Origin of the sequence: Rhodococcus sp. NPDC060176 (genome assembly GCF_042728675.1) — a bacterium.
In the GTDB taxonomy this organism is placed as follows: Bacteria; Actinomycetota; Actinomycetes; order Mycobacteriales; family Mycobacteriaceae; genus Rhodococcus_F.
In genome coordinates this window covers 89,184-110,225 of sequence record NZ_JBHWYS010000007.1, presented here as the reverse complement: position 1 = coordinate 110,225, position 21,042 = coordinate 89,184, and the positions used below count along the sequence as shown (strand labels likewise).

The window sequence follows — 21,042 nt, the reverse complement described above, 5'->3', positions numbered from 1 at the left end:
TTTCTTGACGAACAGTTCCATTTCGTTCAACATAGAATACATGCGTTCTTTATGGCGAACAGTTGATCGCGACACAATCCGGGTGAGTGTGCTGATCTGTCTCTCCGTGGCCATCGTCGGCGTGTCCTACGGTGTGACGGCAGGATCAGCTGGATTCTCGCTGTGGCAGCTGCTTGCCTTGGCTGTGCTCGTTCTGGGTGCCTCGTCGGAGTTCCTGTTCATCGGAATCATCGCGGCCGGAGGCGGCGCCCTCGCTGCAGTTGTAGCCGGCTTGCTGATCAACTCTCGAAACTTCGCCTACGGACTGGCAGCGGGATCTTTTCTCGGCGAGGCTCGTCACACGGATTCAGGCTGGCGCAGGTGCTCGGGTTGGCGCAAGTTGGTCGGCGCGCACCTGGTCAACGACGAAAGCGTCGCGGTTGCCATGGCGCAGGGCTCGGTGAAGCAGAAGCGGGCGGCTTTCTGGTTCTGTGGGATCGGGATCGCGGTGTCGTGGCCGATCGGAGCTCTCCTGGGCGGGCTGCTCGGCAGCGTCGTCCAAGATCCGGCCGCGTTGGGATTGGATGCCGCTTTTCCGGTCGTCATTCTGGCCCTTGTCCTGCCCGCGCTGAGGGAAAAGGTGACATTGCTTGCCGCTGTGATCGGTGCAGCGGTTGCAGTGGCCACGTCACCGTTCCTGCCGTCGGGTACCGCGCCGCTCGTAGCTCTGCTGAGTATCGCGGTGACGATACCGTTCCGGGGGAAGGTTCGATGAATGCTGCATCGGTCTGGATCGGCATTGTCGTGTTCGCTTGCGGCTCTTACGCTTTGCGAGTCAGTGGTGTTCTGCTCCGAGTTCGGGTGACGCTCTCCGGCTTCGCCGAGAAGACCCTCGATCGTGCTGTCGTGGTGCTGTTGCTTGCAGTGGTTGCGACCTCGACGATCTTCACCGGACATGACGTTGCGGGTCCGGCGCGGATGCTCGGCGTGGTGGCCGGAGGTATCTGCGCCTGGTTCAAGGCCCCGTTGGTGGTCGTGGTGATTGTCGCGGCCGGCGCTACTGCATTGCTGCGACTGTCAGGAGTGTCGTAGAACCGATTCGGTGTGGGCTGAATTCAGGGTCGAATTCAGGCGAGTGCGAATGCCGTCGATGAAGAGGTCCAGGCCGAACTGGAATCGCACTGTCGGATCGCCGTCGAGGAGGTCCTCGTCGGAACCGCCGCCGATGACCTCGGGAGAGTCGGGGGAGATGGGAGCCCGGGTGAGTGCCCCCATTTCTTCCATCTGCGCCCGGGACTGCTCGTCGACGGTGTGGCCGAGTACGTAATACAGCAGGGCATACGCCGCGAGTTGGGCGTGCTCGCGTGAGAGGCCGGATTCTAGCCCGGCCTGCACGAAGTGCTCGCGCACCTTGCTGCTTGTCATCCGTGAGGCGAAGGTGGCGCTGACCAACTCGGCGCCGTCGCGGTGCGCCAGCAGGGCAGACCGAAGTCTGTGTGCCAGTTCGGAATACGCCTCCTGCCACGTGTCCGCGTCAACGGGTGCGTCGAGGTCTTCGAGGATCTTGTCGACGACTGCGCCGAGCAAGGTCTGTTTGTTCGGGAAATGCCAGTAGAGAGCGCCGGGTTGGACGCCAAGCGAGGTTGCGAGCCTACGCATCGTGAGGTCGGCAAGCCCGAACTCGTCGAGTATCGCCATGGCGCCGTCCAGCACGTCGCCGCGTCGCAACTGCACTTGTTGTTCCCCTCGTTTCGCCTCGCTGTTGACCGCTCGCGATCAGATGTCGATCGGACCCGCCTTTGACAGTATTCCACCACGTCTCTAACGTGAACACCGTTCAACTTGTACGGTGTTCAATTTTGCTGGTTCTGAAGGAGACGTCTGTGACCCCGCCCCCGATTAGCACGGCCCCTGCGACGGTCGACATCCTCGACCAGGCGCGCGAGCAAGTTCTCGAAAGAGGAGTTGGCCTGACCGAAAGCCAGGTGCTCGACGTACTCCGACTCGGCGACGACAGGCTCGAAGACCTGCTGGCTCTCGCCCACGATGTGCGTATGAAGTGGTGTGGACCGGAGGTCGAGGTCGAGGGCATCATCAGCCTCAAGACGGGCGGCTGCCCGGAGGACTGCCATTTCTGCTCGCAGTCCGGACTCTTCCAGTCGCCGGTTCGCGCGGCCTGGTTGGACATCCCGAGCCTGGTGGAAGCTGCCAAGCAGACTGCGAAGTCGGGCGCTACCGAGTTCTGCATCGTGGCCGCCGTCCGCGGACCCGACGCCCGGTTGCTCGCTCAGGTCGCCGCCGGCATCGAGGCGATCCGCAACGAGGTCGACATTCAGATCGCCTGCTCGCTCGGCATGCTGACCCAAGAACAGGTCGACCAACTGGCCGCCATGGGTGTGCACCGGTACAACCACAACTTGGAAACCTCGAAGTCGCATTTCCCGAACGTCGTTACCACGCACTCGTGGGAAGAGCGTTGGAACACCCTGCGGATGGTTCGCGAAGCAGGCATGGAAGTGTGCTGCGGCGGAATCCTGGGCATGGGCGAATCGCTGGAGCAGCGCGCAGAATTCGCGGCCAACCTGGCTGAACTCGAGCCGGACGAGGTCCCGCTCAACTTCCTCAACCCGCGTCCGGGCACCCCGTTCGGTGATCTGGACGTGCTGCCCGCCAGCGAGGCGCTCAAGTCCGTGGCGGCATTCCGTCTCGCGCTGCCCCGCACGATCCTGCGCTTCGCCGGCGGACGCGAGATCACTCTCGGCGACCTCGGTGCCAAGCAGGGCATCCTCGGCGGAATCAACGCCGTCATCGTCGGCAACTACCTGACGACCCTCGGGCGTCCCGCCGAGAAGGATCTCGATCTGTTGGTCGATCTGCAGATGCCGATCAAAGCACTGAACGACACTCTGTGAGCACTCCGGTGACCGAGGAGCGGTACAACCCGTTCACCGGGCGTCGGATCGTCGACGGTGTCGACGATCCGACGCCGACTGCGGCGTCGATGGGTCTCGAGCCTCCTCGCTTCTGCGAGCAGTGCGGGCGTCGCATGATCGTTCAGGTCAGTCCTGACGGATGGTGGGCGAAATGCTCCCGTCACGGTGTCGTCCACTCGATCGACGCCGCCCGCAGGTAGCGTCACTCTGTGTGATCTCTCTTCGGCAGACTCGTCTGCGTACCGCGATCGTGATCGCCGCAACCACTGCGGGCGTGAGCGTGCTCGTTGGTGTGCTGTGGGCGTTCTTGGCTCCGGCAGAGCACCTGTTGGTGGTGTCCGAGGGGCGCGGCGTCGCGTTGACGGGTGAGAGTCTTCACCAGTTCGACGCGAGCGCAGTATTCATCTGGCTGGCACTGATCGTCGGTGTGCTGTCGGCGGTGGCTGCCTGGCTGGCACGTCTGAGTCGAGGCCCGTATGCCCTGGGCGGGTTGATCGTCGGCTCAGCGGTAGGAGCGGGCCTGATGGCACTCGTGGGTTCGGGTGTGACCAAACTGCGATTCCCCACGGCCGACAATCCGGCGGTCGGGGAGATCATCGCGCGGGCGCCGAACATCGGCACCTTGCTCGTCCTTCTGTTTCAACCGCTCGCGGCGTGCGTCGTGACTTTGGTTCTCGCAGTGCTCAATCCGTACGACGACCTCGGTGTGGGCGACCATCCGGAATCTGGGGATCCAGAATCTGCGGATCCGGCCACCGAGACCGAACAGGCCGAAGACGAGATCCAGCCGAAGCTCCCGTAGTTGTTACATCGCTACGCCGGCGACGTCGACGAGCGCTTCGCTTCGGACTTCATTCGCACGTCACCTAGCAGTCGGCCCGAAATCAGCGCCCCCAACCGGCGGGTTGCGAAACGAGTGCTGATCGAGGATACCCAGTTCGGCAGTCCTGACACGACGGTCGGCGGCGCGTTGCGTCGATCCAGTGCCCGGAAAGCGGTGTCCACCACCTGAGTTGCCGTCTGCATTCGCCCGACCGCTGCGTCTTCGGAGCCGACTACGTCGAAGAACTCGGTGCGCGTCGGACCGGGGCATACTGCCAATACGGTCAATCCGCTACCGCGAGCTTCTGCCCAGAGCGCGTCGGTGAAGTTGAGTACAAAGGCCTTTGATGCGCCGTAGACCGCCATGCCCGGTGTCGGCTGGAAGGACGCGGTGCTGGCGATGTTGACCAGTGCTCCGCGGCCGGTGAGAAGGTCGGGCAGGAATGTGTGCGTCAGTTCGACGAGTGTGGCGATGTTGAGCTGAATTTCGGACGTGACGCGCTCGAGGTTTTCGTCCACGAATGCTCCGTGTGTTCCGAATCCGGCGTTGTTTATCAGGGATGTGACCGTGATGTCGCGACTGGCGAGTTCTTGGTGCAGGGTCGCGCCGACGCCGGGTGCGGCCAGGTCGGCGGGCAGGACTGTCACGGTGATGCCGTGGGCGCCACGGAGTTCGGTGGCGAGTGCCTCGAGGCGGTCTGCCCGCCTGGCGACCAGAACGAGGTGTGCGCCGCGAGCGGCAAAGCGATGAGCGAATTCCACTCCGAGCCCAGCGCTGGCTCCGGTGATGAGGACGGTGGTTCCGGCTACGTCGATGGCCATTGTGGCTCCTTCGGTTCGGGTGATTCCAAATGTAGGCACTGACACCATAGTTGTCAATGACAACATTTTGATATGGTGCCACCATGCCCGCCCACGAACAGCCGTACCATCACGGCAGCCTGCGACAGGAACTCCTGGCGTCGGCCGAAGCAACACTCGAACGAGATGGAGTCGACAAGTTGTCGCTGAGGCAACTCGCGCGTGAGGCGGGCGTGAGCCACGCGGCTCCGGGCAAGCACTTTCGTGATCGCCAGGCTTTGCTCGATGCCTTGGCCGAAAGTGGATTCCATCGGATGACCGGTGCGCTCGAGCGGGCGGTCGCCGATGCTCCACGGACCGCGAGGGCCCGGTTCTCCTCGCTCGCGAATGCCTACGTGGATTTTGCGCTGGACCATCCCGGACTTTTGTCGTTGATGTACAGCAACAAGCATGCACCGGGCGCCGCCGAGACTGTCGTCAACGCGGGGCACGCGACGATGGACCTGACCGTCCGGCTCGTATCGGAGGCTCAGGCCTCGGGTGATATTGCCGCCGGTGATCCGGAAAGTATTGCGCTGGTTGCCTTTGCGACGTTCCATGGCGTCGCGACGCTTGCTGCGGGCGGAATGTTGGGCGACGCACCGGTCGGCGATGTGGTGAACGCGGCCTCGACGGTCTTCTGGGCGGGGCTTTCTCGATCTGTCTGAGGTGGGGCGCGCGCAATTCCCCAGAGTTCTCACAGAACCAGCACAAGGGAAGCACAAGATTGTGGACTTACATAGGAGTCAAGAAGTTTGATTCCGACTGGAGGTTCCGCAATGAGTGTTTCAGAGATCGCCCCGAACAGGGGAGTTGTACTTGTCACGGACATCGGATTCGAGCACGGTGCCCGCACTGCCGCCGAGTTTCTCGACGCTGGTTGGAGCGTGGCAGTCACGGCGCGGACGGTCACCGAATTGGTGCGCATCATGGCGGGCAAACCCGCCCATCGCTTCTTCGCGATTGTCGCCGATCCGACGGATCGTTGGCAGGCCGACCGGATTCTCGAGCGGGTGACGGCGCGGTTCGGTGCAATCAACCGGGTCATCGATCCGGCCGGCGCCGTGACCTCGGTGTGGTTGCAACGGGGAAATCTCGAAGCCGTTGCCTGACATTGTGATCGGTTTCAGCTCGGGGGCCGTAGTGCGGCAAATTCGTCGGTGACCCGCAAGGTGGAGTCGGTGAAACGGTACAGCGCCGGTGGACGTCCACCCGACTTGCCGGACGGTGCGGTGTTGCCGGTGGGAGTCAGAACGCCTCGACGCCCCAGTACGCGTTGCAAGTTGGTGGCATCGACTTGGTAACCGAGTGCAGCGCAGTAGATTTCGCGAAGCGTCGACATCGCGAACTCTTCGGGCGCCAGCCCGAATGCGATGTTGGTATAGGAGAGTTTTGCAGCCAGTCGATTGCGCGCGTGCCGAACGACAGTTCCGTGGTCGAACGACATCTCCGGCAATTTCGAAACCGGGTGCCAGGCAGTGTCCGGTGGAAGTTGTGGATCGGCACTGAGGGGAACGAGTCCGAGGAAGGTCGACGCGATGCGGCGCGGGCCCGGCACTCGTTGTGGATCACTGAAGACGGAGAGTTGTTCGAGGTGGGCGACCTTTCGTAGGTCGACCTTCTCGGCGAGGAGACGTCGAGCGGACGTCGTCAGGTCCTCGTCGTCGCGCAAAGTGCCCCCGGGCAGGGACCACGTGCCCTTCTGCGGGTTGAGTGCACGCTGCCACAGCAGCACGGCCAACTCTTCACGTCCTTGTGGGCAGTGATCGCCGTCACCTGCGGCGATGCTTGCGGGGAAGGTGCGAACTTGGAACACCGCTGCAAGCACTTCGTGGGTGGTGTTACTATTGGGCACGTTTTCGATCCTAAGTCGAAAACCTCGAATACGGAAATCCGGGCCAGCCCGTCCGGATTTGAACTGGGTGACGAGCCCGGGTTCACGGTGAAGGAGAACGCCATGACGACCACGACGTTATGGGAGGGATCGGCCTCGCAGATTCACGACGGCCCCGGCGGATACAACGGAGTCGAAGCGACCCCCGAGTGGGCCGCTGAGATCAAACGTCTGGCTCGCGAACGCGGCGCGACGATTCTTGCGCACAACTACCAGCTGCCTGCGATTCAGGACGTCGCCGATCACGTCGGAGATTCCCTGGCGCTCTCGCGAATCGCAGCCGAGGCACCCGAGGACACGATTGTCTTCTGTGGTGTGCACTTCATGGCCGAGACCGCGAAGATTCTGTCGCCGTCCAAGACCGTGCTGATCCCGGACGAGCGGGCCGGCTGCTCGCTGGCCGACTCGATCAATGCCGAGCAGCTTCGTGAGTGGAAGGCCGACAACCCGAACGCGCTCGTGGTGTCGTACGTGAACACCACGGCAGAGGTGAAGGGACTCACCGACATCTGCTGCACCTCGTCCAATGCCGTCGACGTGGTCAACTCGATCGATGCCGACCGCGAGGTGCTGTTCCTGCCGGACCAGTTCCTGGGAGCTCACGTCAAGCGCGTGACCGGCCGTACCAACATGCAGATCTGGGCGGGCGAGTGCCACGTGCACGCCGGCATCAACGGTGACGAGCTAACGGCCAAGTCCAAGTCACACCCCGACGCCGAGCTGTTCGTTCACCCTGAATGCGGTTGCGCCACTTCGGCTCTGTACCTCGCCGGCGAAGGCGCGGTCCCCGCGGACAAGGTCAAGATCCTCTCCACCGGCGGAATGCTCGACGCTGCCCGCGTCACCAAGAGCAAGCAGGTTCTGGTCGCGACCGAGATCGGGATGCTGCACCAGTTGCGCAAGGCAGCGCCCGACGTCGATTTCCAGGCCGTCAACGACCGCGCATCGTGCCCGTACATGAAGATGATCACGCCTGCCGCGTTGCTTCGCTGCCTTCTCGAGGGCAAGGACGAGGTCCACGTCGATCTCGAGATGGCCAAGCGTGCGCAGAAATCGGTGCAGCGCATGATCGAGATCGGTAATCCGGGCGGCGGCGAGTGACCAGCCCTGCCGGGCGTTTCGCCTGGGATGCCCATGCCGACCTGGTCGTCGTGGGAGGCGGTGTTGCCGGCCTCACCGCAGCGCGCACCGCTTCTCTGCGGGGACTGAAAGTACTCACTGTCAGCAAGGGTGGTCCGACGGACACCTCGACTCAGTACGCGCAGGGTGGCATCGCGGTCGTCGACGATCTGAATACGGATTCCGTCGAATCGCACGTTGCGGATACGTGTGAGGCCGGCGTCGGTTTGTGCGACGAGGAAGCCGTCTATTCCATCGTAGAAGCTGGTCGCGATGCTGTTGCAGCGCTGGCCGCGTTGGGAGCGGTCTTCGATCGCGGGCGAGACGGCGAGGTGTCGCGCACCCGCGAGGGTGGGCACAGCACACGTCGGATCATCCACGCCGGCGGCGACGCCACGGGCGCGGAAGTGCAGCGGGCTCTCAATGCTGCCGGCCTGCCCGTCCTGTTCGGTGCAGCGGCAGTTCAGGTGGTGACCAACCGCCGTGGGGTGTGTGGACTCGTCGTCTCCTCCCCGGAAGGGCTTGGGGTGATCCATGCACCAGCGGTCCTGCTCGCTACCGGCGGACTCGGTCAGCTGTATGCCTGCAGCACAAATCCGCCTGGCGCAACTGCGGACGGAATCGCGTTGGCACTCGAAGCTGGTGCGGCGATTGCGGACCTGGAGTTCGTTCAGTTCCATCCGACGGTGCTCTTCACTCCGGGTGGGGTAGGCCGCCGACCCCTGATCAGTGAGGCGGTCCGCGGCGAGGGTGCGATTCTTGTCGACACCAACGGTGATTCGGTGACCGCAGGCGTTCATCCGCTGGGTGATCTCGCCCCGCGTGATGTGGTTTCGCGGGCAATCGCAGCACGCCTACGAGATCTCGGCACCGATCACGTCTATCTCGACGCACGAAAGCTCGACGGTTTCGATTCGAGATTCCCGACCATCACCGCGTCCTGCCTCGAAGCCGGTATCGATCCACGCACCCAATTGATTCCGGTCGCTCCGGCTGCGCACTATTCGTGCGGGGGAGTCGCCACCGACGTCCATGGACGAACGGGAGTGCCTGGACTCTACGCAGCGGGTGAAGTGGCTCGCACGGGATTGCACGGCGCGAATCGCCTTGCGTCCAACAGCCTTCTCGAGGGTTTGGTAGTCGGGGAGCGTGCAGGAATCGCAGCTGCCGAGCGTCGCGATGTCCATGCCGAAGTGGTCAACGTGGTGCGCAAGCCGATGCCGATCCTGCCGCGAGAGACCGTGCAGTCCGTCATGACGGCACACGCGTCGGTGGTTCGCGACGGAGGCGGTCTCCAGACTGCGCGAGCCGCGCTTGCCGACGCCGAACAGGCAGTGGCGGTGGCCGCTCCGGACCTCGAAGACGCGGCGCTCACACTGACCGCGACTGCATTGGTCGACGTGGCCGTGGCGCGAACCGAGAGCCGTGGCTGCCATACCCGCACCGACTATCCTGAAACAGATCCGAATCAGCGTCGCAGCACTCGGATCAAGATGGGCGCCGATGGAGCGCTCGAAATACCCGACATGTTGTTGACAGGAGTTCATTGATGACCGAGCAGAAGATCCTGCCCGCGCCGCTCGACCGTGACGAGCTGCTCACATTGGTCAGGCTCGCTCTCGACGAGGATCTGCGCTATGGCCCCGATATCACCTCTACCGCAACGGTTCCCGCTGACGCGGTCGCGAAGGCCTCGGTCGTCTCACGCTCATCGGGTACCGTCGCCGGCATCGACGTCGGACTGCTCGTTCTCGACGAGGTGATCGGCGCGGGCAACTACGAGGTAGTCGATCGGGTCTCCGACGGAACTCGGGTTGCGCCAGGTCAATCCGTGCTCACCGTTGTCGCGCCCACCCGCGGACTTCTCACGGCAGAGCGGACGATGCTCAATCTCGTCTGCCATCTCTCGGGGATCGCCACGGCGACATCACAGTGGGTCGACGCCATCGCCGGCACTCATGCCAAAGTGCGCGACAGTCGAAAGACGTTGCCAGGCCTGCGCTCTCTGCAGAAATATGCAGTTCACGTGGGCGGGGGAGTCAACCACCGCATGGGGTTGGGTGACGCCGCATTGATCAAGGACAACCACGTTGCTGCTGCCGGTTCGGTGGTTGCTGCACTTCGCGCTGTCCGCGAACTCGCGCCGGACATCGAATGTGAAGTAGAGGTCGACAATCTCACTCAGCTCGATCAGGTGCTGGCGGAAAAGGTCGAACTTGTTCTGCTGGACAACTTCCCGCTCTGGCAGACGCAGATTGCGGTCCAACGCCGCGACGCTGTTGCTCCCGAAACCAAGCTCGAGTCCTCGGGCGGTCTCACCATCGACGTTGCCGCAGAGTACGCCCGAACCGGCGTCGACTACCTGGCCGTAGGTGCACTGACACACTCGGTGACGGTGCTCGACCTCGGACTCGACATGTAAGTGCCGCTAGTGCTCGGCGTCCAGCAGTAGCGGGACTGCCGAGCGAAGCGCGCTTGTCACGGTTGTGACTGCCGGGTGTGCGTCGGAGCCGGCTCGGTGGGCGATCTTGGTCCGTCGCCGAATAGGCATCGGCGTGAGCCGCACTCCCGGTGGTGGATGACTTGCTCCGAGTTCCGGGACCAGTGAAACTCCCTGTCCCGCAGCAACGAGGGCGAGAACAGTGGCGAACTCGTCGATGTGATGACGCACTTTCGGTGTGAACCCGGCAGCTTGGCACGCGCGAATGGTCATTGCGTGGCAAGCGGTTCCGGGGATCGCGGTAATCCAGGGACGTTCTACGCAGTCGGTCAGCGATGCGACAGCGTTACCGGGATCTGACTCGATGTCACTCGAAGCGAGGTACACGGCTTCGCTGCACAGCGGCAATGTCGTCAGGCCCGGTTCGGTGGGGCGAGGGACGAAGTCGTAGTCGTGAATCAAAGCCAAGTCCAAATTCCCGGCTCGTAGCGCGTCGGCGACGTCGGCTGGGTCGATTTCCGAGACCATCGGTTCCAATCCCGGGTGCTCGTGCGACAGTGCGATCAAGGCCTGAGGGAGGATCGCGCGTGCGGCGGTCGGGAACGTACCAATGCGTAGCGGTCCGGCGAGGCCACGACGAGCGTCGACCAATTCACCCGATGCCTGTTCCAGGCGTTGCAGGATGACTTCGGCGTGACGTGCGAGGTTCTCGCCTGCCGGCGTGAGGCGCACCCGACGCCCCGTGCGTTCCAAAAGAGGAACTCCGGCTTCACGTTCGAGAACGGCCAACTGCTGCGACACGGCAGAGGGACTGAACGACAACGCCTCGGCGACGGCAACGATGGTGCCGCGCAGCGCTAGTTCACGCAAGAGTCTCAGTCGACGAACATCAAGCATCAGCTCAGCTTACGCTCGACGATGGAAACGCGAACTAGACCTACAAGGTTTGTTGGGTGAGGCTGAGTTCTATGACTACTGCACGAATTGACCTCGCCGGAATCCATGTCCCTCTGATCACCCCGTTCGAGAGCGACGGTCGTATCGCAACCGATGCACTCGAACGGCTTGCGCACCAGGTTCTCTCCGATGGTGCGGTCGGACTCGTTGCGCTCGGGACGACGGCGGAGAGCGCAACGCTGACGGAGCAGGAGAGAGTGGCCGTTCTGGACACCTGCGCGAGCGTGTGCCGTGCGCGGGGCGCGACGTTGATCGTCGGCGCCGGCGGTAGCGACACGGTGGGCAGTGCGCGGGCGCTCGACGGTCTGAGTCGGTGGCCGGAGGTCTCGGCGGCGTTGGTTCCGGTTCCCTCATTCACGAGGCCGTCGAAAGCCGGTGTGGTGGCGCATTTTACGTACCTGCAGGAATCGGGCCCGGTACCGCTCGTCGTCTATCACGTGCCGTACCGAACTGCGTGCGATTTGGACGGTCGCACACTGCGGGAGCTGGGAGCGTTGCCCGGGGTTGTTGCTGTGAAGTATGCCGCCGGCAGTATCGACGCAGCTGCCATCGAACTCTTCGCGGATCTTCCGGACGACTTCGCCGTACTGGCCGGGGATGATCTGTTCCTCGCACCGCTCCTGGCCTTGGGCGCGTCCGGCGGCATTTTGGCTTCGGCTCACGTGTCGACTGGTGACTTCGTCCGCTTGGTAAAAGCTTGGGACAGTGGCGATGTGGACAGTGCTCGCGACCTTGGACGACGGTTGTCGAAGCTGTCCGGGGCCCTGTTTTCCGAACCGAACCCGACTGTGATCAAGGGTGTGTTGCATGCGTTGGGGCAGATTCCGACGCCCCAAGTGCGATTGCCGTTGCTACCGGCGAGCGATGAATCGGTGGATCGAGCGCTGGAGATCTATCACTCTTGACTCGAACGCATGTTCGAGTATTGTTGGGGGTGGGGATCGGGGGATTCTATGAGTGTCTTGTTGTCGGATGTGGTGTCTGGTTCTGCGGTGGGGTTACGCGGACATCTGTGGCGGTTGTCTGCTTCTGAGTTGCGTGAGGCTGCGGTGTCGGCGAGTGCGGAGATTCTGCGGCTGGAAGCGGTGCGGGTGGCGGTGGTGGACGAACTGGCGATGCGCCCGGACGATCAGGTGATCGCCAGCCGCGGCGTCGGGTCATGGTTGGCGGCGAACACGATGCTGCAGGTTCGTGACGGGAAGAAGATCGCCGCCCTGGGCGCCGCTTTGCGGCCGTTTCCCGCGGTGGCAGCGAGTTTCGATGTGGGGGATTGCTCGTTCGATCATGCCGTCTTGATCGTGGCGTTCTGTGAATCCCCGCCGAAGGGGATGCCGGAGGAGGCGCTGCCACGATGTATCGATTTGTTGTTGGCGGCTGCGTCGGGGGTGGAGGCGACGACGACGAAGGTGCGGCATGTGATTGCGACGTTGGAGCGGTTGTTCGAATCAGATGAGATTCCACCGGCTGAAGACGTGGATCTCAATGAGTTGCGTATCGCGTCGACGCTCAATGGTCGGGTGGTGGTGCGGGGTGATTTCGACGCCCTCACCGGCGAGATGCTGTTGTCGGCGTTGTCGAATTTGACGATGCCGACCCCAGCACCGGACGGAACGCCGGATGCCCGGTCGGCGGCGAAGCGGACCGCGGACGGGTTCACCGAACTGATCCGCCGGTACCTCGACTGCGCCAAGACCGGTACCGATGGTGGTCAGCGTCCGCATGTGAACGTGCACATCAATGCTCGGGATCTGGCTGAGCATCGGGATTGTGCCGCCGCGCCTTCTGATGGTGGAGAGTCTCTGTCGGATCTTGATGTCGGGCACATGCCGTGGCTGGGACCGTTGTCGGTGTCGCAGACGAGGTTGTTGGGGTGTGATTGTTTCCTGTCGACCGTCCTACTGGACGACCACGGCGCGCCGTTGGATGCGAGACCCGGAAAACGGTTGGTCACCGCCGAACAGAGAGTGGCCCTGATCGCCCGAGACAAGGGCTGCGCCTTCCCCGGCTGCACATGCGTACCGGCCTGGACGGACGCGCACCACATCCGACACTGGGCGAACGGCGGACCGACGGTGATGAACAACCTTGTCCTGCTGTGCCGTTCACATCACCGGCTGATGCACCGTAAAACCGGGTTTGTCGGCAAGTGGGACATCAGAATGGGTGTCGACAACAAACCGTGGTTCATCCCGCCGCCCTCGATCGACCCGCAGCGGCACCCCAGGCCGGCGAACACCACATTCAAAACCTGACCGAGTGGTGGGACCTGTTCAGAGACACAACTTCACGCCGATAGGCTCCATCTCGCAGATGCATCCGAGGCGGAGCCTAGAGGTCGTGCCGCTGTGGGCCGCACCTGTGGTTGGTCGTATCGAGGGGAGGATCATGACCGTGGACGTTGTGCGGGCGATCGCAAGTGATGCGCCAGCGATCTTGGCGCTTCGGCATGGGGCGGAAGACTGGTTGGCGGAACGTGGAATCGCTCAGCGGCGTCCTCGCGAAGTGTCTCGCGAGCAGATCGAGGCCCAGATTTCGCGAGGGGAGTTCTATGTCGCGCGAGACCAGGGGCAGTCGAGGATCGTCGGTGCGCTGAGGTTGATCTGGTCAGACCCTCAGGTTTGGCGCGATTCGGATGAACCTGCAGGCTACGTGCACGGATTGGTTGTCGATCGAGCATTTTCGGGCGACTCGATGGGTGAACGCTTACTGCGCTGGGCGTGTCGACGGTCTGTAGAGGAGGGCGCGCAGTACCTGCGGCTCGATTGTGTGGAAACGAACGTGCGATTGCGTCGCTACTACTTGGACGCCGGTTTTACCGAGGTCGGGCGTCGTGACTTCGGAGATGATGCCGACAACGGTTGGTTCAGTGTCGTGCTGTTCGAGCGCACTCTGACCTGATCCATTCACAGCAACCTTCCAGCCGGGTCCCAGTGACGCCAGAGTTGGAGACGCGATCGTTGGCAGGACAGTAACTCGTGAAGGGACTTCCTGATGACCGCCGTTCTGCATCCGGCCCCACCTCAGCGGCCGGCACCGACTGCCCATCGAGCGGAGCCCTCGCCGTCGTGGTTCCGCACTCGCCGTACAGGATTGGCGCTGAAGACCCTGTTGGCGGCAACGGCGGTCCTGTATCTGTGGAATCTGACCGCGAGTGGATACGCCAATACGTTCTACGCTGCGGCTGCGCAGGCCGGCTCACAAGATTGGAAAGCGTGGTTCTTCGGGTCCCTCGATACCTCGAATTTCATCACGGTCGACAAACCGCCCGCTTCGTTGTGGGTCATGGGTCTGTCCGGACGGATCTTCGGATTTTCGAGTGCCAGCCTTCTAGTTCCGCAGGCATTGATGGGCGTCGGATCGGTTGCGATCGTGTATGCGGCCGTCAAACGAGTGGCGTCGCCCGCTGCGGGTCTTGTTGCGGGAGCTGTGTTGGCAGCTACACCGGCTGCTGCCCTGATGTTCAAGTTCGACAATCCTGATGCACTGTTGGTTCTGCTCATGACTCTCGCCGGCTACTTCGTGATTCGGGCAATGGGCACTGCGATGGGTCGACGAGCCGCGATGTGGGTAGCCCTCGCCGGTGTTGCGCTGGGGTTCGCTTTTCTCACCAAGATGTTGCAGGGGTTGATGGTATTACCTGCATTCGGAGGTGCGTATGTGATTGCCGGACAGGCACGTCTGCGAGCTCGCTTGGTCCACTTGGCGATCGGAGCCACGGCCGTTGTCGTATCGGCCGGTTGGTGGGTATTGGCAGTGTGGCTGTGGCCTGCGGATTCTCGCCCGTACATCGGTGGGTCGACCAACAACAGCGTCATGGACTTGGTGTTGGGATACAACGGATTGGGTCGACTTTTCGGTAACACCGGTGGCGGTGGTGGAATGAACGGTGGCAGTGCAGGTTCGAGCTTCGGGGGGAGTACCGGGCTGGAGCGGCTGTTCGGCAGCGAGATGGGTATACAGATTTCCTGGCTGATTCCTGCGGCACTGATCGCAGTGGTGTTCGGACTGCTCGCTCGGGGACGCGCACCACGCACAGATCTTCTCCGCGCGTCGTTGATCCTCTGGGGTGGTTGGTTTCTCGTTACCGGCCTGATCTTCAGCTACATGTCCGGCACGATCCACCCCTACTACACAGTTGCGCTTGCACCCGCCGTCGCGGGGATGATCGGGACCGGTGGATACGCTCTGTGGTTGGTCCGTGCCCGTTGGATCGGACGTTGCGGCCTGGCTGCGATGATGCTGGCCGCAGGAATCTGGAGTTGGGTGTTGTTGCACCGCAATGCCGACTGGCTGCCGATGCTGAAGTGGATTCTGTTGGTAGGCACGATCGTCGGCGCGATTCTGGTTATGGTGGGGGCGAAGGATCGATTCCGAAAGCTTGCTGTCGCTGGATTGATCATCGGCTCGTTGGCAGGGATAGCAGGTTCGGCGTCTTACGCGATTGCCACTGCCGCAGCCGCGCACGGCGGATCCATTCCGACAGCCGGACCAGCCGGTGCGGTGTCCGATTCCGGAATGGGCGGGGGAGGAGGTACGGGTGGGGGCCCTGAGCTTCGAAACGGTGACGCTCCGCCGAATTCTTCTGACGCGACTGTAAATCCGACGTCGAACGGGCAAGAACTGAGTAGCGGCAGCGAAAGTGCTTCCGAGTTGACGGCAATGCTGGTCAATGCGGGCACCACGTGGTCGGCCGCGACCAACGGTTCGCAAAGCGCAGCAACTAACGAGTTGGCGAGCAATACCGCGGTGATGGCGATCGGCGGTTGGAGTTCCGATCCCGCACCGACATTGGATCAATTCATCCAGTACGTGGCAGACGGAAAAATTCACTACTACATTGCCGGTGGCCAGGGCGGAAGCCAGAGAGAGGGCCAAAGCGGGGACAGCACGTCGAGTGCCATCCAGGAATGGGTCGAAGCCAATTTCGGATCGACGACAGTGGGAAATTCCACGGTGTACGACCTCACTGGGTATGTCGGATAGTGACGTAGTTGTTGCCGTAGGCAATGATCGAGAAATGTCTGGGCACACCGCACACGAGTCGAACCGTCGTCGCGAGCAATGGACCTGGCGCGACGGGCTGGTGATCGTCTCGATCGTCGCATTGGGAACTGTTGTCGCGGCGGTGACGAACGAGGACACAGGCACGTCGATTCCTGGCTGCGATTCGGTTGAATCGCCGGGTCCGCCGGTACGATTCAACTACGGTTCCGCGGGCGAGCCTGGCTATGACGATCCGGACTATCCGTGGTTCTCGGGGCCGAAGGCCACCGCCATGAGCGACGCGTTACTCCAATCGTTGCCTTCCGATGTCGACGTAGTATTTGCGAGTCCGTCGAAATCGTTCGAGTTTGCGCCGATCCAGAATTTCCGGGGTGCCTCGTTTCCTGACGGGGTCGACCCGATCGAGTTCAGCGGTTCGACGAGGGCAAGCGGGGCGGTAAGTCGTGGCGTGCAGACGGCCGATATCTCGGTTCAGGTTCGTGCATGGGATCAGCCGGTGCCGCCGTGCTTGGAGGGAATTGTGGATCGGCGGGAGCATCTCGCGAACGGAACAGTGCTGGACATTGCCGATTTCGAGGACGAAGTCGCTTCGGATGTCGGGGGTGAGCGTGGTGTCGTCGCGTATCTCGGCGACGGATCCCGGGTTGTTGCCAGCATCGACACGTCGACGGAGACTTCGACGGATACTGGTCCGCTTTTGACGATGGACGAACTGATCGCGCTCGCAACCGCGCCGGGGCTTGCGGTGACTGCGCCGGTTCCAGACTCGACGCCGCCGCCGATGGCATCCTGCTACACCGATTCTGTGAATGCCGGCCCACCTGCGACGCGCATGGATGTCGACCGACTGAATCAGTTGCTCGATACGCGGTGGACAGACCTCGGCGCGGCAGGCGTCACCTTGGAACGCCCGCTCGGTTCGTTGGTTCCAGATGACTACGGACAGGGGGGAGTGTGCGAGCGGATCGTCGCTTCGACAGCGGACGGCAGCAGCGATGTCGAAGTATCGGTTGGTACCGCCGTGCCGGAACCGGGTGAGACACTCACGTTGCCGGGCTCCACCGCCGTGACTCGCCAGGTCGATCCTTATGGCAAGGGCGACGACACGGTCCGGGTTGTCCACCCCTCCGGCGAAACCGTCGTGGTGACCCAGTTCGTGAAATCGGCTGGCTCCACAACAGCACCACCCTTGACGACCGAACAACTCGAGTTCATTGCAACCACTCCAGGACTGATGCTTTCGGTTCAGTGAGTGTGGTGCTGGCACAATAGTGACGAATTGTTCGGACCCAGTTTGTTCGGACCGGTTTAGTTCGTACTCAGTTTTGTTCGTACTCAGTGACGTCGGAGGCTCAACGAATGGGCGATGCCAGCCCTGCTCGCGGTGACGATTTCTCCACCTGGTTCATCGACCAGTTCTCCGTGTACTGGCAGTCCGGTGGTGGGGCTCGTATCGAAGGTCGGATTACGGGCTATCTGTTGATCAGCGAGTCGCCAGGGGTCAGTGCCGAAGAGTTGGCGCAGGCACTCGGAGCAAGTCGCGGATCGGTGTCCACCTACATTCGCCGGTTGATCGACCGGGGCTTCGTCAAACGCACACGCAAGCCTCGGGATCGGACTCACTACTACGTCATGGATTCCGACGTGTGGGGCGGATTCCTCGAAACAGAGCACGTGTATCTCGAGAATCAACGCAAGCTTGCGACCGAGGCGCTGCAATACGCAAACCCCAACGGCCCCGCGTACATTCGTGTGCTCAACATGCGCGACTACATGGGGTGGATCATCGACAATCGCATGCTGAGCAGTGAGTGGATGCGATTCAAGAGCGAACGTGACGGCAAGAAGCCCGCATCCGAATAGGACGCGGGCTTCTCGATCGCACGGTGCGTATCTACATCACTTGTTCAGCTTCGCGATTGCCTCGTCGATCATCGGTACGTAACGCTCGAGCGACCAGGGCACGGTCAGTGGGTTGATCATCGAGGAACCCGTGACGAAGGGCTGTTCGGTCGGAGCGATCACAGTTCCCCGAGCCACGGCGGGGATGGCTTGGTAGGCGGGCTGCGCTTCGATCTCGGCCCGATTGGCCGGGTCCGAGTAGAAGGTGAAGAGCAGGTCGGACTTGTCGAGGAGGTTTGCGTTCTCCAGGCCGATGACGGCTGAGTCTGTTCCTTCCGATTCCGTCAAGGTGTAGACGACGGGATCCACCTGCAAGCCGAGTGCGCGGACCATGGCCACACGCTGCTCTTCGGCGAAGAAGACGCCGAGCGTTCCCGGGCCCGTGTTGTAGATGAAGGAGAAGCTGACGTCGGCGTAGTTCGGATGTGCTGCAGTCGATTCCGCGAACTGCGACTTGATCTTGTCGATTTCGGCCGTTGCCTTCTCGGATTCACCCATGGCTTTGCCGATGACGTTGATCTGCTCTTCCCACGTGATGGTCCACGGGCTCTCTGCGTAGGCGACGGTCGGCGCGAATGCGTTGAGTGAGTCGAACTGCTGCTGAGTGATGCCGGACCAGGGGGCGAGGATCAGGTCTGGTTCGAGAGCGATGATCGCTTCGATGTTGAGGTCGGTTCCGCCGGTGAACTGCTCGGGCAGTTCGCCACCTTGCTTCGTGACCGCTTCGTGGACCCACGGCAGATATCCGGTGTCGTCGCTGCCCCATGCGTACTTTTCGACGCCGACCGGGATCGTGCCGAGCGCGATCACAGTCTCAGCCGATCCCATGCCGAGGGTCACGATTCGCTCGGGCTTTTCCGTGATGACGGCGTTTCCGAGTGCACTTTCGATGGTGACGGTGTCGAAGTCGCTGTTGCCTGATTCGGTTTCAGCGTTGTTGTTGCTGCATCCACCGACCACTAGGGCGGCAATGACCAATCCACTCAGCGCCACAGTTCGGCGAAGTGAGCGCACACGGGCGTATCGCATGAGGAACCTTCCGTTGTCGATGCGCCGAGGAGTGAGACTCCGACGGATCGCAGCCGACGGCCGGTTCCAGGCGCGTCAGGAAGCATAGGCTAGCCTTCGCCAAAGTTTCAAATCTGTTGAAAGTTCATCGAGGGCTGCCGAAAGACGCTGATCGGCAAACGTCCGCTCGGAAGGGGAGCGATAGACGTTTGCCGATCACGTTCAGCAGGTAGGCACGTCGACCGTGATCCTCGGTTCGTCGACCAGCGGCTGGACCGGTACGCGCGCCTCGCCCTCGGCTGTGGGCTCGGTCAGATCGAACTTCAGTTCAACAGTCTGTCCTCGCGGAATGACGGCCCTCGTCATGTAGGCCGGGTGACCCTGCTCTGATCCGTTGACGGCAAACGAAATCTGCCCGCCCACCGAGACCGCGTCGAGTTTTGCTCCGGTCGTTGCCAGCAGGGTGACTGCGGCCACGTTGGTGCCCTTGGGCAGTCGTCCGGGGTTGTCGACGATCCCGCTGACGTATTCGGTCAGGTCGGCGTCGGGTGCGTTGTTTGTCAGTCGAACGGTGACCGTTGTCTTTCGGGTGTCGCCGGTGCACGTCTGCGCTGTGTAGTCGATTTCTCTTGTGAGGTAGTAGTCGAGCTTGTTGCCGGCTTGGTTGTTGATCACCACACCGGCATACGGCGCCGAATCTCCGGGGATGGTATGACCGAGGACCGTGTCGGCGAGCACCGATTGTTCGTCGGGGTGCGAGCTCCACACCGCGATTCTGCCCTCGCTGACGCCCTTGCCCAGTGCTTCCAGCAGTGCGCTCGGGGACTTGATGTTCCCGGTCATCTTCTCGACGACGCGGGCCGCGATCGTCTGCAGATACTGCTTTCGTGCCTTGTTGTCGGAAGGGAAGCGTGCATACGCGGTCGACTCGGTCAGTTCCACGACGTTGTCGGCCGTCACCGACTCCCCGTCGGGCATCTTGATCGGCCCTACCGCTTTCAGAATGTAACTCAGGGCTATCGGATCGGTCGCTATCGCACCGTCGACCATCTCACCCCCGGACTCCTGTGACCACAGGGACTGCCAGATCTGTGCCGCGTAGGGAAAGTGTGAGCTTAGGTTGCTGTTGCGAGAATCGGTGGTCGGGCGACTTGTTCCGTACAGCTGGTTGAAGTCAGGACCAAGGTCTATCGGTTGATTGTCCAGTGTTAGTTCGGAGTTGGGGGAGAGTGTGTCCACCCTAGCGGCGCCGTCGTCGACTCGGACGATGCCGTATCCGCCCAAGAGGCCACCGGTTCCGCGGGCTTCCGCATTGGTCTGGAAACCGATGAAGTAATTGCGCGGTCCGTCGGTGCCGAGCATCGCCGGTGCGATGCGAGCCGCTGTGGCGGTGTTCGTCAACAGGGTAGCCAGTTCGCTTGTCTGCGACTGCAATTCTGCTCGGGCATCGTTAACTCGGCCCAGGTACTTCGATTCGGGAACTTCCTGTGCCTGCGACGACAGCAATTCCGCGGCGATAGCTGTTTCGGCCAGTTTCGGTTCTGCTTCGCGTAACGGTGCGAGTGCCAAGCGTCCGCCGGGCTGCACCAATTCCGTTGGTGCGAGTGAAGTTCCGACAGTGACAGCAGGACTGAGAACGTCACGCGTGAGTCCCTGAACGACCTCGGTCATCTGGCGCGTCGAGTCGAAGGGCGACCCGATGACCGGAACAGCGGCGGCGATGTTCCAGGGAAGCGAATGGGTGTTGTCATAGGCGGTCGACGCCGCGAGTTCGGCTTCCGCCGCGGCGGACTCTGCGACCCCCGTATCCCCGGCAAGGAGTGCACTCTTTGCCGATTGTGCATGGTCGCGAGCCGCTTCCAGGTTGCCCTGCGCCTCGTATGCCGTGTACCCGAGCCAGGCCACAAAACCGCCCACGACCAGTGTCGATGCCGTGATCGCGACTGCAGTTCGGTGGCTTCGGAGAAATGCAGCCGACCCCTTGGATTCGCGCTCCGGACCGCTCGGCGGGATGTTGTCGGAGCCGATCGGTTCAGCCCCGGAATCGTCGTCGGACTTTGGTCCCACCGTGTCGTTGTTCATCCGCTGAAGCTCCTGACGTTTGAGTGCGTGAAAGCTGCGTCGACATGTCTAGCAGTGTTGGC

General features: G+C 62.3%; 22 protein-coding genes. 16 read left to right on the top strand and 6 right to left on the bottom strand.

Annotated elements, in window-relative coordinates:
• The first annotated feature begins 82 nt into the window (after window positions 1-82).
• Entirely contained in the window at window positions 83-754 is a 672-nt protein-coding gene (locus ACFWEM_RS26495; RefSeq protein WP_378538771.1) for an AzlC family ABC transporter permease, read from the top strand.
• Window positions 751-1,071 (top strand): AzlD domain-containing protein, encoded by a 321-nt coding sequence (locus tag ACFWEM_RS26490; protein ID WP_378538770.1) that lies wholly within the window; start codon window positions 751-753, stop codon window positions 1,069-1,071. The genes ACFWEM_RS26495 and ACFWEM_RS26490 overlap by 4 nt, the downstream gene beginning before the upstream one ends.
• On the opposite strand, the gene ACFWEM_RS26485 is transcribed toward ACFWEM_RS26490, so the two are convergent.
• Complete coding sequence (locus ACFWEM_RS26485) at window positions 1,057-1,713, bottom strand: TetR/AcrR family transcriptional regulator C-terminal domain-containing protein (RefSeq protein ID WP_378538769.1); 657 nt, start codon at window positions 1,711-1,713, stop codon at window positions 1,057-1,059. The genes ACFWEM_RS26490 and ACFWEM_RS26485 overlap by 15 nt on opposite strands.
• A gap of 164 nt (window positions 1,714-1,877) precedes the next feature.
• On the opposite strand from ACFWEM_RS26485, the gene bioB reads away from it, so the two are divergent.
• Genes bioB through ACFWEM_RS26470 form a run of 3 tightly spaced genes read left to right on the top strand, consistent with a single transcriptional unit; the run spans window position 1,878 to window position 3,714 of the window.
• Entirely contained in the window at window positions 1,878-2,891 is a 1,014-nt protein-coding gene (gene bioB, locus ACFWEM_RS26480) for a biotin synthase BioB (RefSeq protein ID WP_378538902.1), read from the top strand.
• A complete protein-coding gene (locus ACFWEM_RS26475; protein WP_378538768.1) occupies window positions 2,888-3,112 on the top strand; it encodes a hypothetical protein in 225 nt (74 codons plus the stop codon). The genes bioB and ACFWEM_RS26475 overlap by 4 nt, the downstream gene beginning before the upstream one ends.
• An 11-nt stretch (window positions 3,113-3,123) precedes the next feature.
• Entirely contained in the window at window positions 3,124-3,714 is a 591-nt protein-coding gene (locus tag ACFWEM_RS26470; RefSeq protein WP_378538767.1) for a DUF2567 domain-containing protein, read from the top strand.
• Window positions 3,715-3,725: 11 nt separating this feature from the next.
• On the opposite strand, the gene ACFWEM_RS26465 is transcribed toward ACFWEM_RS26470, so the two are convergent.
• Window positions 3,726-4,556 (bottom strand): SDR family NAD(P)-dependent oxidoreductase, encoded by an 831-nt coding sequence (locus tag ACFWEM_RS26465; protein WP_378538766.1) that lies wholly within the window; start codon window positions 4,554-4,556, stop codon window positions 3,726-3,728.
• 83 nt (window positions 4,557-4,639) lie between these two features.
• Here ACFWEM_RS26465 and ACFWEM_RS26460 point away from each other — a divergent pair, with 83 nt between their 5' ends.
• Window positions 4,640-5,242, top strand: coding sequence for a TetR/AcrR family transcriptional regulator (locus ACFWEM_RS26460; protein ID WP_378538765.1), 603 nt, complete (start codon window positions 4,640-4,642; stop codon window positions 5,240-5,242).
• A gap of 111 nt (window positions 5,243-5,353) precedes the next feature.
• On the top strand, window positions 5,354-5,686 hold the full coding sequence (locus ACFWEM_RS26455; protein ID WP_378538764.1) for an SDR family NAD(P)-dependent oxidoreductase: 333 nt from the start codon (window positions 5,354-5,356) through the stop codon (window positions 5,684-5,686).
• A 14-nt stretch (window positions 5,687-5,700) separates the two neighbouring features.
• On the opposite strand, the gene ACFWEM_RS26450 is transcribed toward ACFWEM_RS26455, so the two are convergent.
• Window positions 5,701-6,429: an NUDIX domain-containing protein gene (locus ACFWEM_RS26450; RefSeq protein ID WP_007733069.1), complete on the bottom strand. Its 729-nt coding sequence runs from the start codon at window positions 6,427-6,429 to the stop codon at window positions 5,701-5,703.
• Between the two features lie 102 nt (window positions 6,430-6,531).
• Here ACFWEM_RS26450 and nadA point away from each other — a divergent pair, with 102 nt between their 5' ends.
• From nadA to nadC, 3 genes are read left to right on the top strand one after another with little or no spacing between them, the layout of a single operon-like run.
• Window positions 6,532-7,569, top strand: coding sequence for a quinolinate synthase NadA (nadA, locus tag ACFWEM_RS26445; protein ID WP_283304452.1), 1,038 nt, complete (start codon window positions 6,532-6,534; stop codon window positions 7,567-7,569).
• A complete protein-coding gene (locus ACFWEM_RS26440) occupies window positions 7,566-9,137 on the top strand; it encodes an L-aspartate oxidase (RefSeq protein ID WP_378538761.1) in 1,572 nt (523 codons plus the stop codon). The genes nadA and ACFWEM_RS26440 overlap by 4 nt, the downstream gene beginning before the upstream one ends.
• The gene (gene nadC / locus ACFWEM_RS26435; protein ID WP_378538758.1) at window positions 9,137-10,009 is read left to right on the top strand and encodes a carboxylating nicotinate-nucleotide diphosphorylase; all 873 of its coding nucleotides are present in this window, start codon (window positions 9,137-9,139) and stop codon (window positions 10,007-10,009) included. The genes ACFWEM_RS26440 and nadC overlap by 1 nt, the downstream gene beginning before the upstream one ends.
• 6 nt (window positions 10,010-10,015) lie before the next feature.
• Here the strand turns inward: nadC and ACFWEM_RS26430 are convergent, their stop codons facing one another.
• Window positions 10,016-10,924, bottom strand: a complete 909-nt coding sequence (locus tag ACFWEM_RS26430; RefSeq protein WP_378538756.1) for a LysR substrate-binding domain-containing protein — start codon at window positions 10,922-10,924, stop codon at window positions 10,016-10,018.
• Window positions 10,925-10,995: 71 nt separating this feature from the next.
• Between ACFWEM_RS26430 and ACFWEM_RS26425 the strand changes: the two genes are divergently transcribed.
• The 6 genes from ACFWEM_RS26425 to ACFWEM_RS26400 all read left to right on the top strand — a co-directional run bounded on the left by ACFWEM_RS26425 (window position 10,996) and on the right by ACFWEM_RS26400 (window position 17,851).
• Entirely contained in the window at window positions 10,996-11,889 is an 894-nt protein-coding gene (locus tag ACFWEM_RS26425; protein ID WP_378538753.1) for a 4-hydroxy-tetrahydrodipicolinate synthase family protein, read from the top strand.
• A gap of 48 nt (window positions 11,890-11,937) precedes the next feature.
• The gene (locus ACFWEM_RS26420) at window positions 11,938-13,236 is read left to right on the top strand and encodes a DUF222 domain-containing protein (RefSeq protein ID WP_378538750.1); all 1,299 of its coding nucleotides are present in this window, start codon (window positions 11,938-11,940) and stop codon (window positions 13,234-13,236) included.
• A gap of 133 nt (window positions 13,237-13,369) precedes the next feature.
• Window positions 13,370-13,882 carry a GNAT family N-acetyltransferase gene (locus ACFWEM_RS26415; RefSeq protein ID WP_378538747.1) on the top strand — a complete coding sequence of 171 codons (513 nt, stop codon included), beginning with the start codon at window positions 13,370-13,372 and terminating at the stop codon, window positions 13,880-13,882.
• Between the two features lie 93 nt (window positions 13,883-13,975).
• Window positions 13,976-15,967, top strand: coding sequence for an ArnT family glycosyltransferase (locus tag ACFWEM_RS26410; RefSeq protein WP_378538740.1), 1,992 nt, complete (start codon window positions 13,976-13,978; stop codon window positions 15,965-15,967).
• A 34-nt stretch (window positions 15,968-16,001) separates the two neighbouring features.
• Window positions 16,002-17,240: a hypothetical protein gene (locus tag ACFWEM_RS26405; protein WP_378538736.1), complete on the top strand. Its 1,239-nt coding sequence runs from the start codon at window positions 16,002-16,004 to the stop codon at window positions 17,238-17,240.
• A 107-nt stretch (window positions 17,241-17,347) separates the two neighbouring features.
• Window positions 17,348-17,851 carry a GbsR/MarR family transcriptional regulator gene (locus ACFWEM_RS26400; RefSeq protein WP_378538734.1) on the top strand — a complete coding sequence of 168 codons (504 nt, stop codon included), beginning with the start codon at window positions 17,348-17,350 and terminating at the stop codon, window positions 17,849-17,851.
• A 36-nt stretch (window positions 17,852-17,887) separates the two neighbouring features.
• On the opposite strand, the gene ACFWEM_RS26395 is transcribed toward ACFWEM_RS26400, so the two are convergent.
• The gene (locus tag ACFWEM_RS26395; protein WP_378538731.1) at window positions 17,888-18,919 is read right to left on the bottom strand and encodes an iron-siderophore ABC transporter substrate-binding protein; all 1,032 of its coding nucleotides are present in this window, start codon (window positions 18,917-18,919) and stop codon (window positions 17,888-17,890) included.
• A gap of 201 nt (window positions 18,920-19,120) precedes the next feature.
• Window positions 19,121-20,980: a DUF4012 domain-containing protein gene (locus ACFWEM_RS26390; protein ID WP_378538728.1), complete on the bottom strand. Its 1,860-nt coding sequence runs from the start codon at window positions 20,978-20,980 to the stop codon at window positions 19,121-19,123.
• Between the last annotated feature and the right edge of the window lie 62 nt (window positions 20,981-21,042).

Excerpts from the sequence above, each read along its gene's own strand:
- nadA (WP_283304452.1), top strand. The coding sequence starts at position 6,532 with ATGACGACCACGACGTTATGGGAGGGATCGGCCTCGCAGATTCACGAC.
- ACFWEM_RS26460 (WP_378538765.1), top strand. The coding sequence starts at position 4,640 with ATGCCCGCCCACGAACAGCCGTACCATCACGGCAGCCTGCGACAGGAA.
- ACFWEM_RS26390 (WP_378538728.1), bottom strand. The coding sequence starts at position 20,980 with ATGAACAACGACACGGTGGGACCAAAGTCCGACGACGATTCCGGGGCT.
- nadC (WP_378538758.1), top strand. The coding sequence starts at position 9,137 with ATGACCGAGCAGAAGATCCTGCCCGCGCCGCTCGACCGTGACGAGCTG.
- ACFWEM_RS26410 (WP_378538740.1), top strand. The coding sequence starts at position 13,976 with ATGACCGCCGTTCTGCATCCGGCCCCACCTCAGCGGCCGGCACCGACT.
- ACFWEM_RS26490 (WP_378538770.1), top strand. The coding sequence starts at position 751 with ATGAATGCTGCATCGGTCTGGATCGGCATTGTCGTGTTCGCTTGCGGC.
- ACFWEM_RS26415 (WP_378538747.1), top strand. The coding sequence starts at position 13,370 with ATGACCGTGGACGTTGTGCGGGCGATCGCAAGTGATGCGCCAGCGATC.
- ACFWEM_RS26455 (WP_378538764.1), top strand. The coding sequence starts at position 5,354 with ATGAGTGTTTCAGAGATCGCCCCGAACAGGGGAGTTGTACTTGTCACG.
- ACFWEM_RS26465 (WP_378538766.1), bottom strand. The coding sequence starts at position 4,556 with ATGGCCATCGACGTAGCCGGAACCACCGTCCTCATCACCGGAGCCAGC.
- ACFWEM_RS26400 (WP_378538734.1), top strand. The coding sequence starts at position 17,348 with ATGGGCGATGCCAGCCCTGCTCGCGGTGACGATTTCTCCACCTGGTTC.
- ACFWEM_RS26430 (WP_378538756.1), bottom strand. The coding sequence starts at position 10,924 with ATGCTTGATGTTCGTCGACTGAGACTCTTGCGTGAACTAGCGCTGCGC.
- ACFWEM_RS26405 (WP_378538736.1), top strand. The coding sequence starts at position 16,002 with ATGTCTGGGCACACCGCACACGAGTCGAACCGTCGTCGCGAGCAATGG.
- ACFWEM_RS26425 (WP_378538753.1), top strand. The coding sequence starts at position 10,996 with ATGACTACTGCACGAATTGACCTCGCCGGAATCCATGTCCCTCTGATC.
- ACFWEM_RS26395 (WP_378538731.1), bottom strand. The coding sequence starts at position 18,919 with ATGCGATACGCCCGTGTGCGCTCACTTCGCCGAACTGTGGCGCTGAGT.
- ACFWEM_RS26420 (WP_378538750.1), top strand. The coding sequence starts at position 11,938 with ATGAGTGTCTTGTTGTCGGATGTGGTGTCTGGTTCTGCGGTGGGGTTA.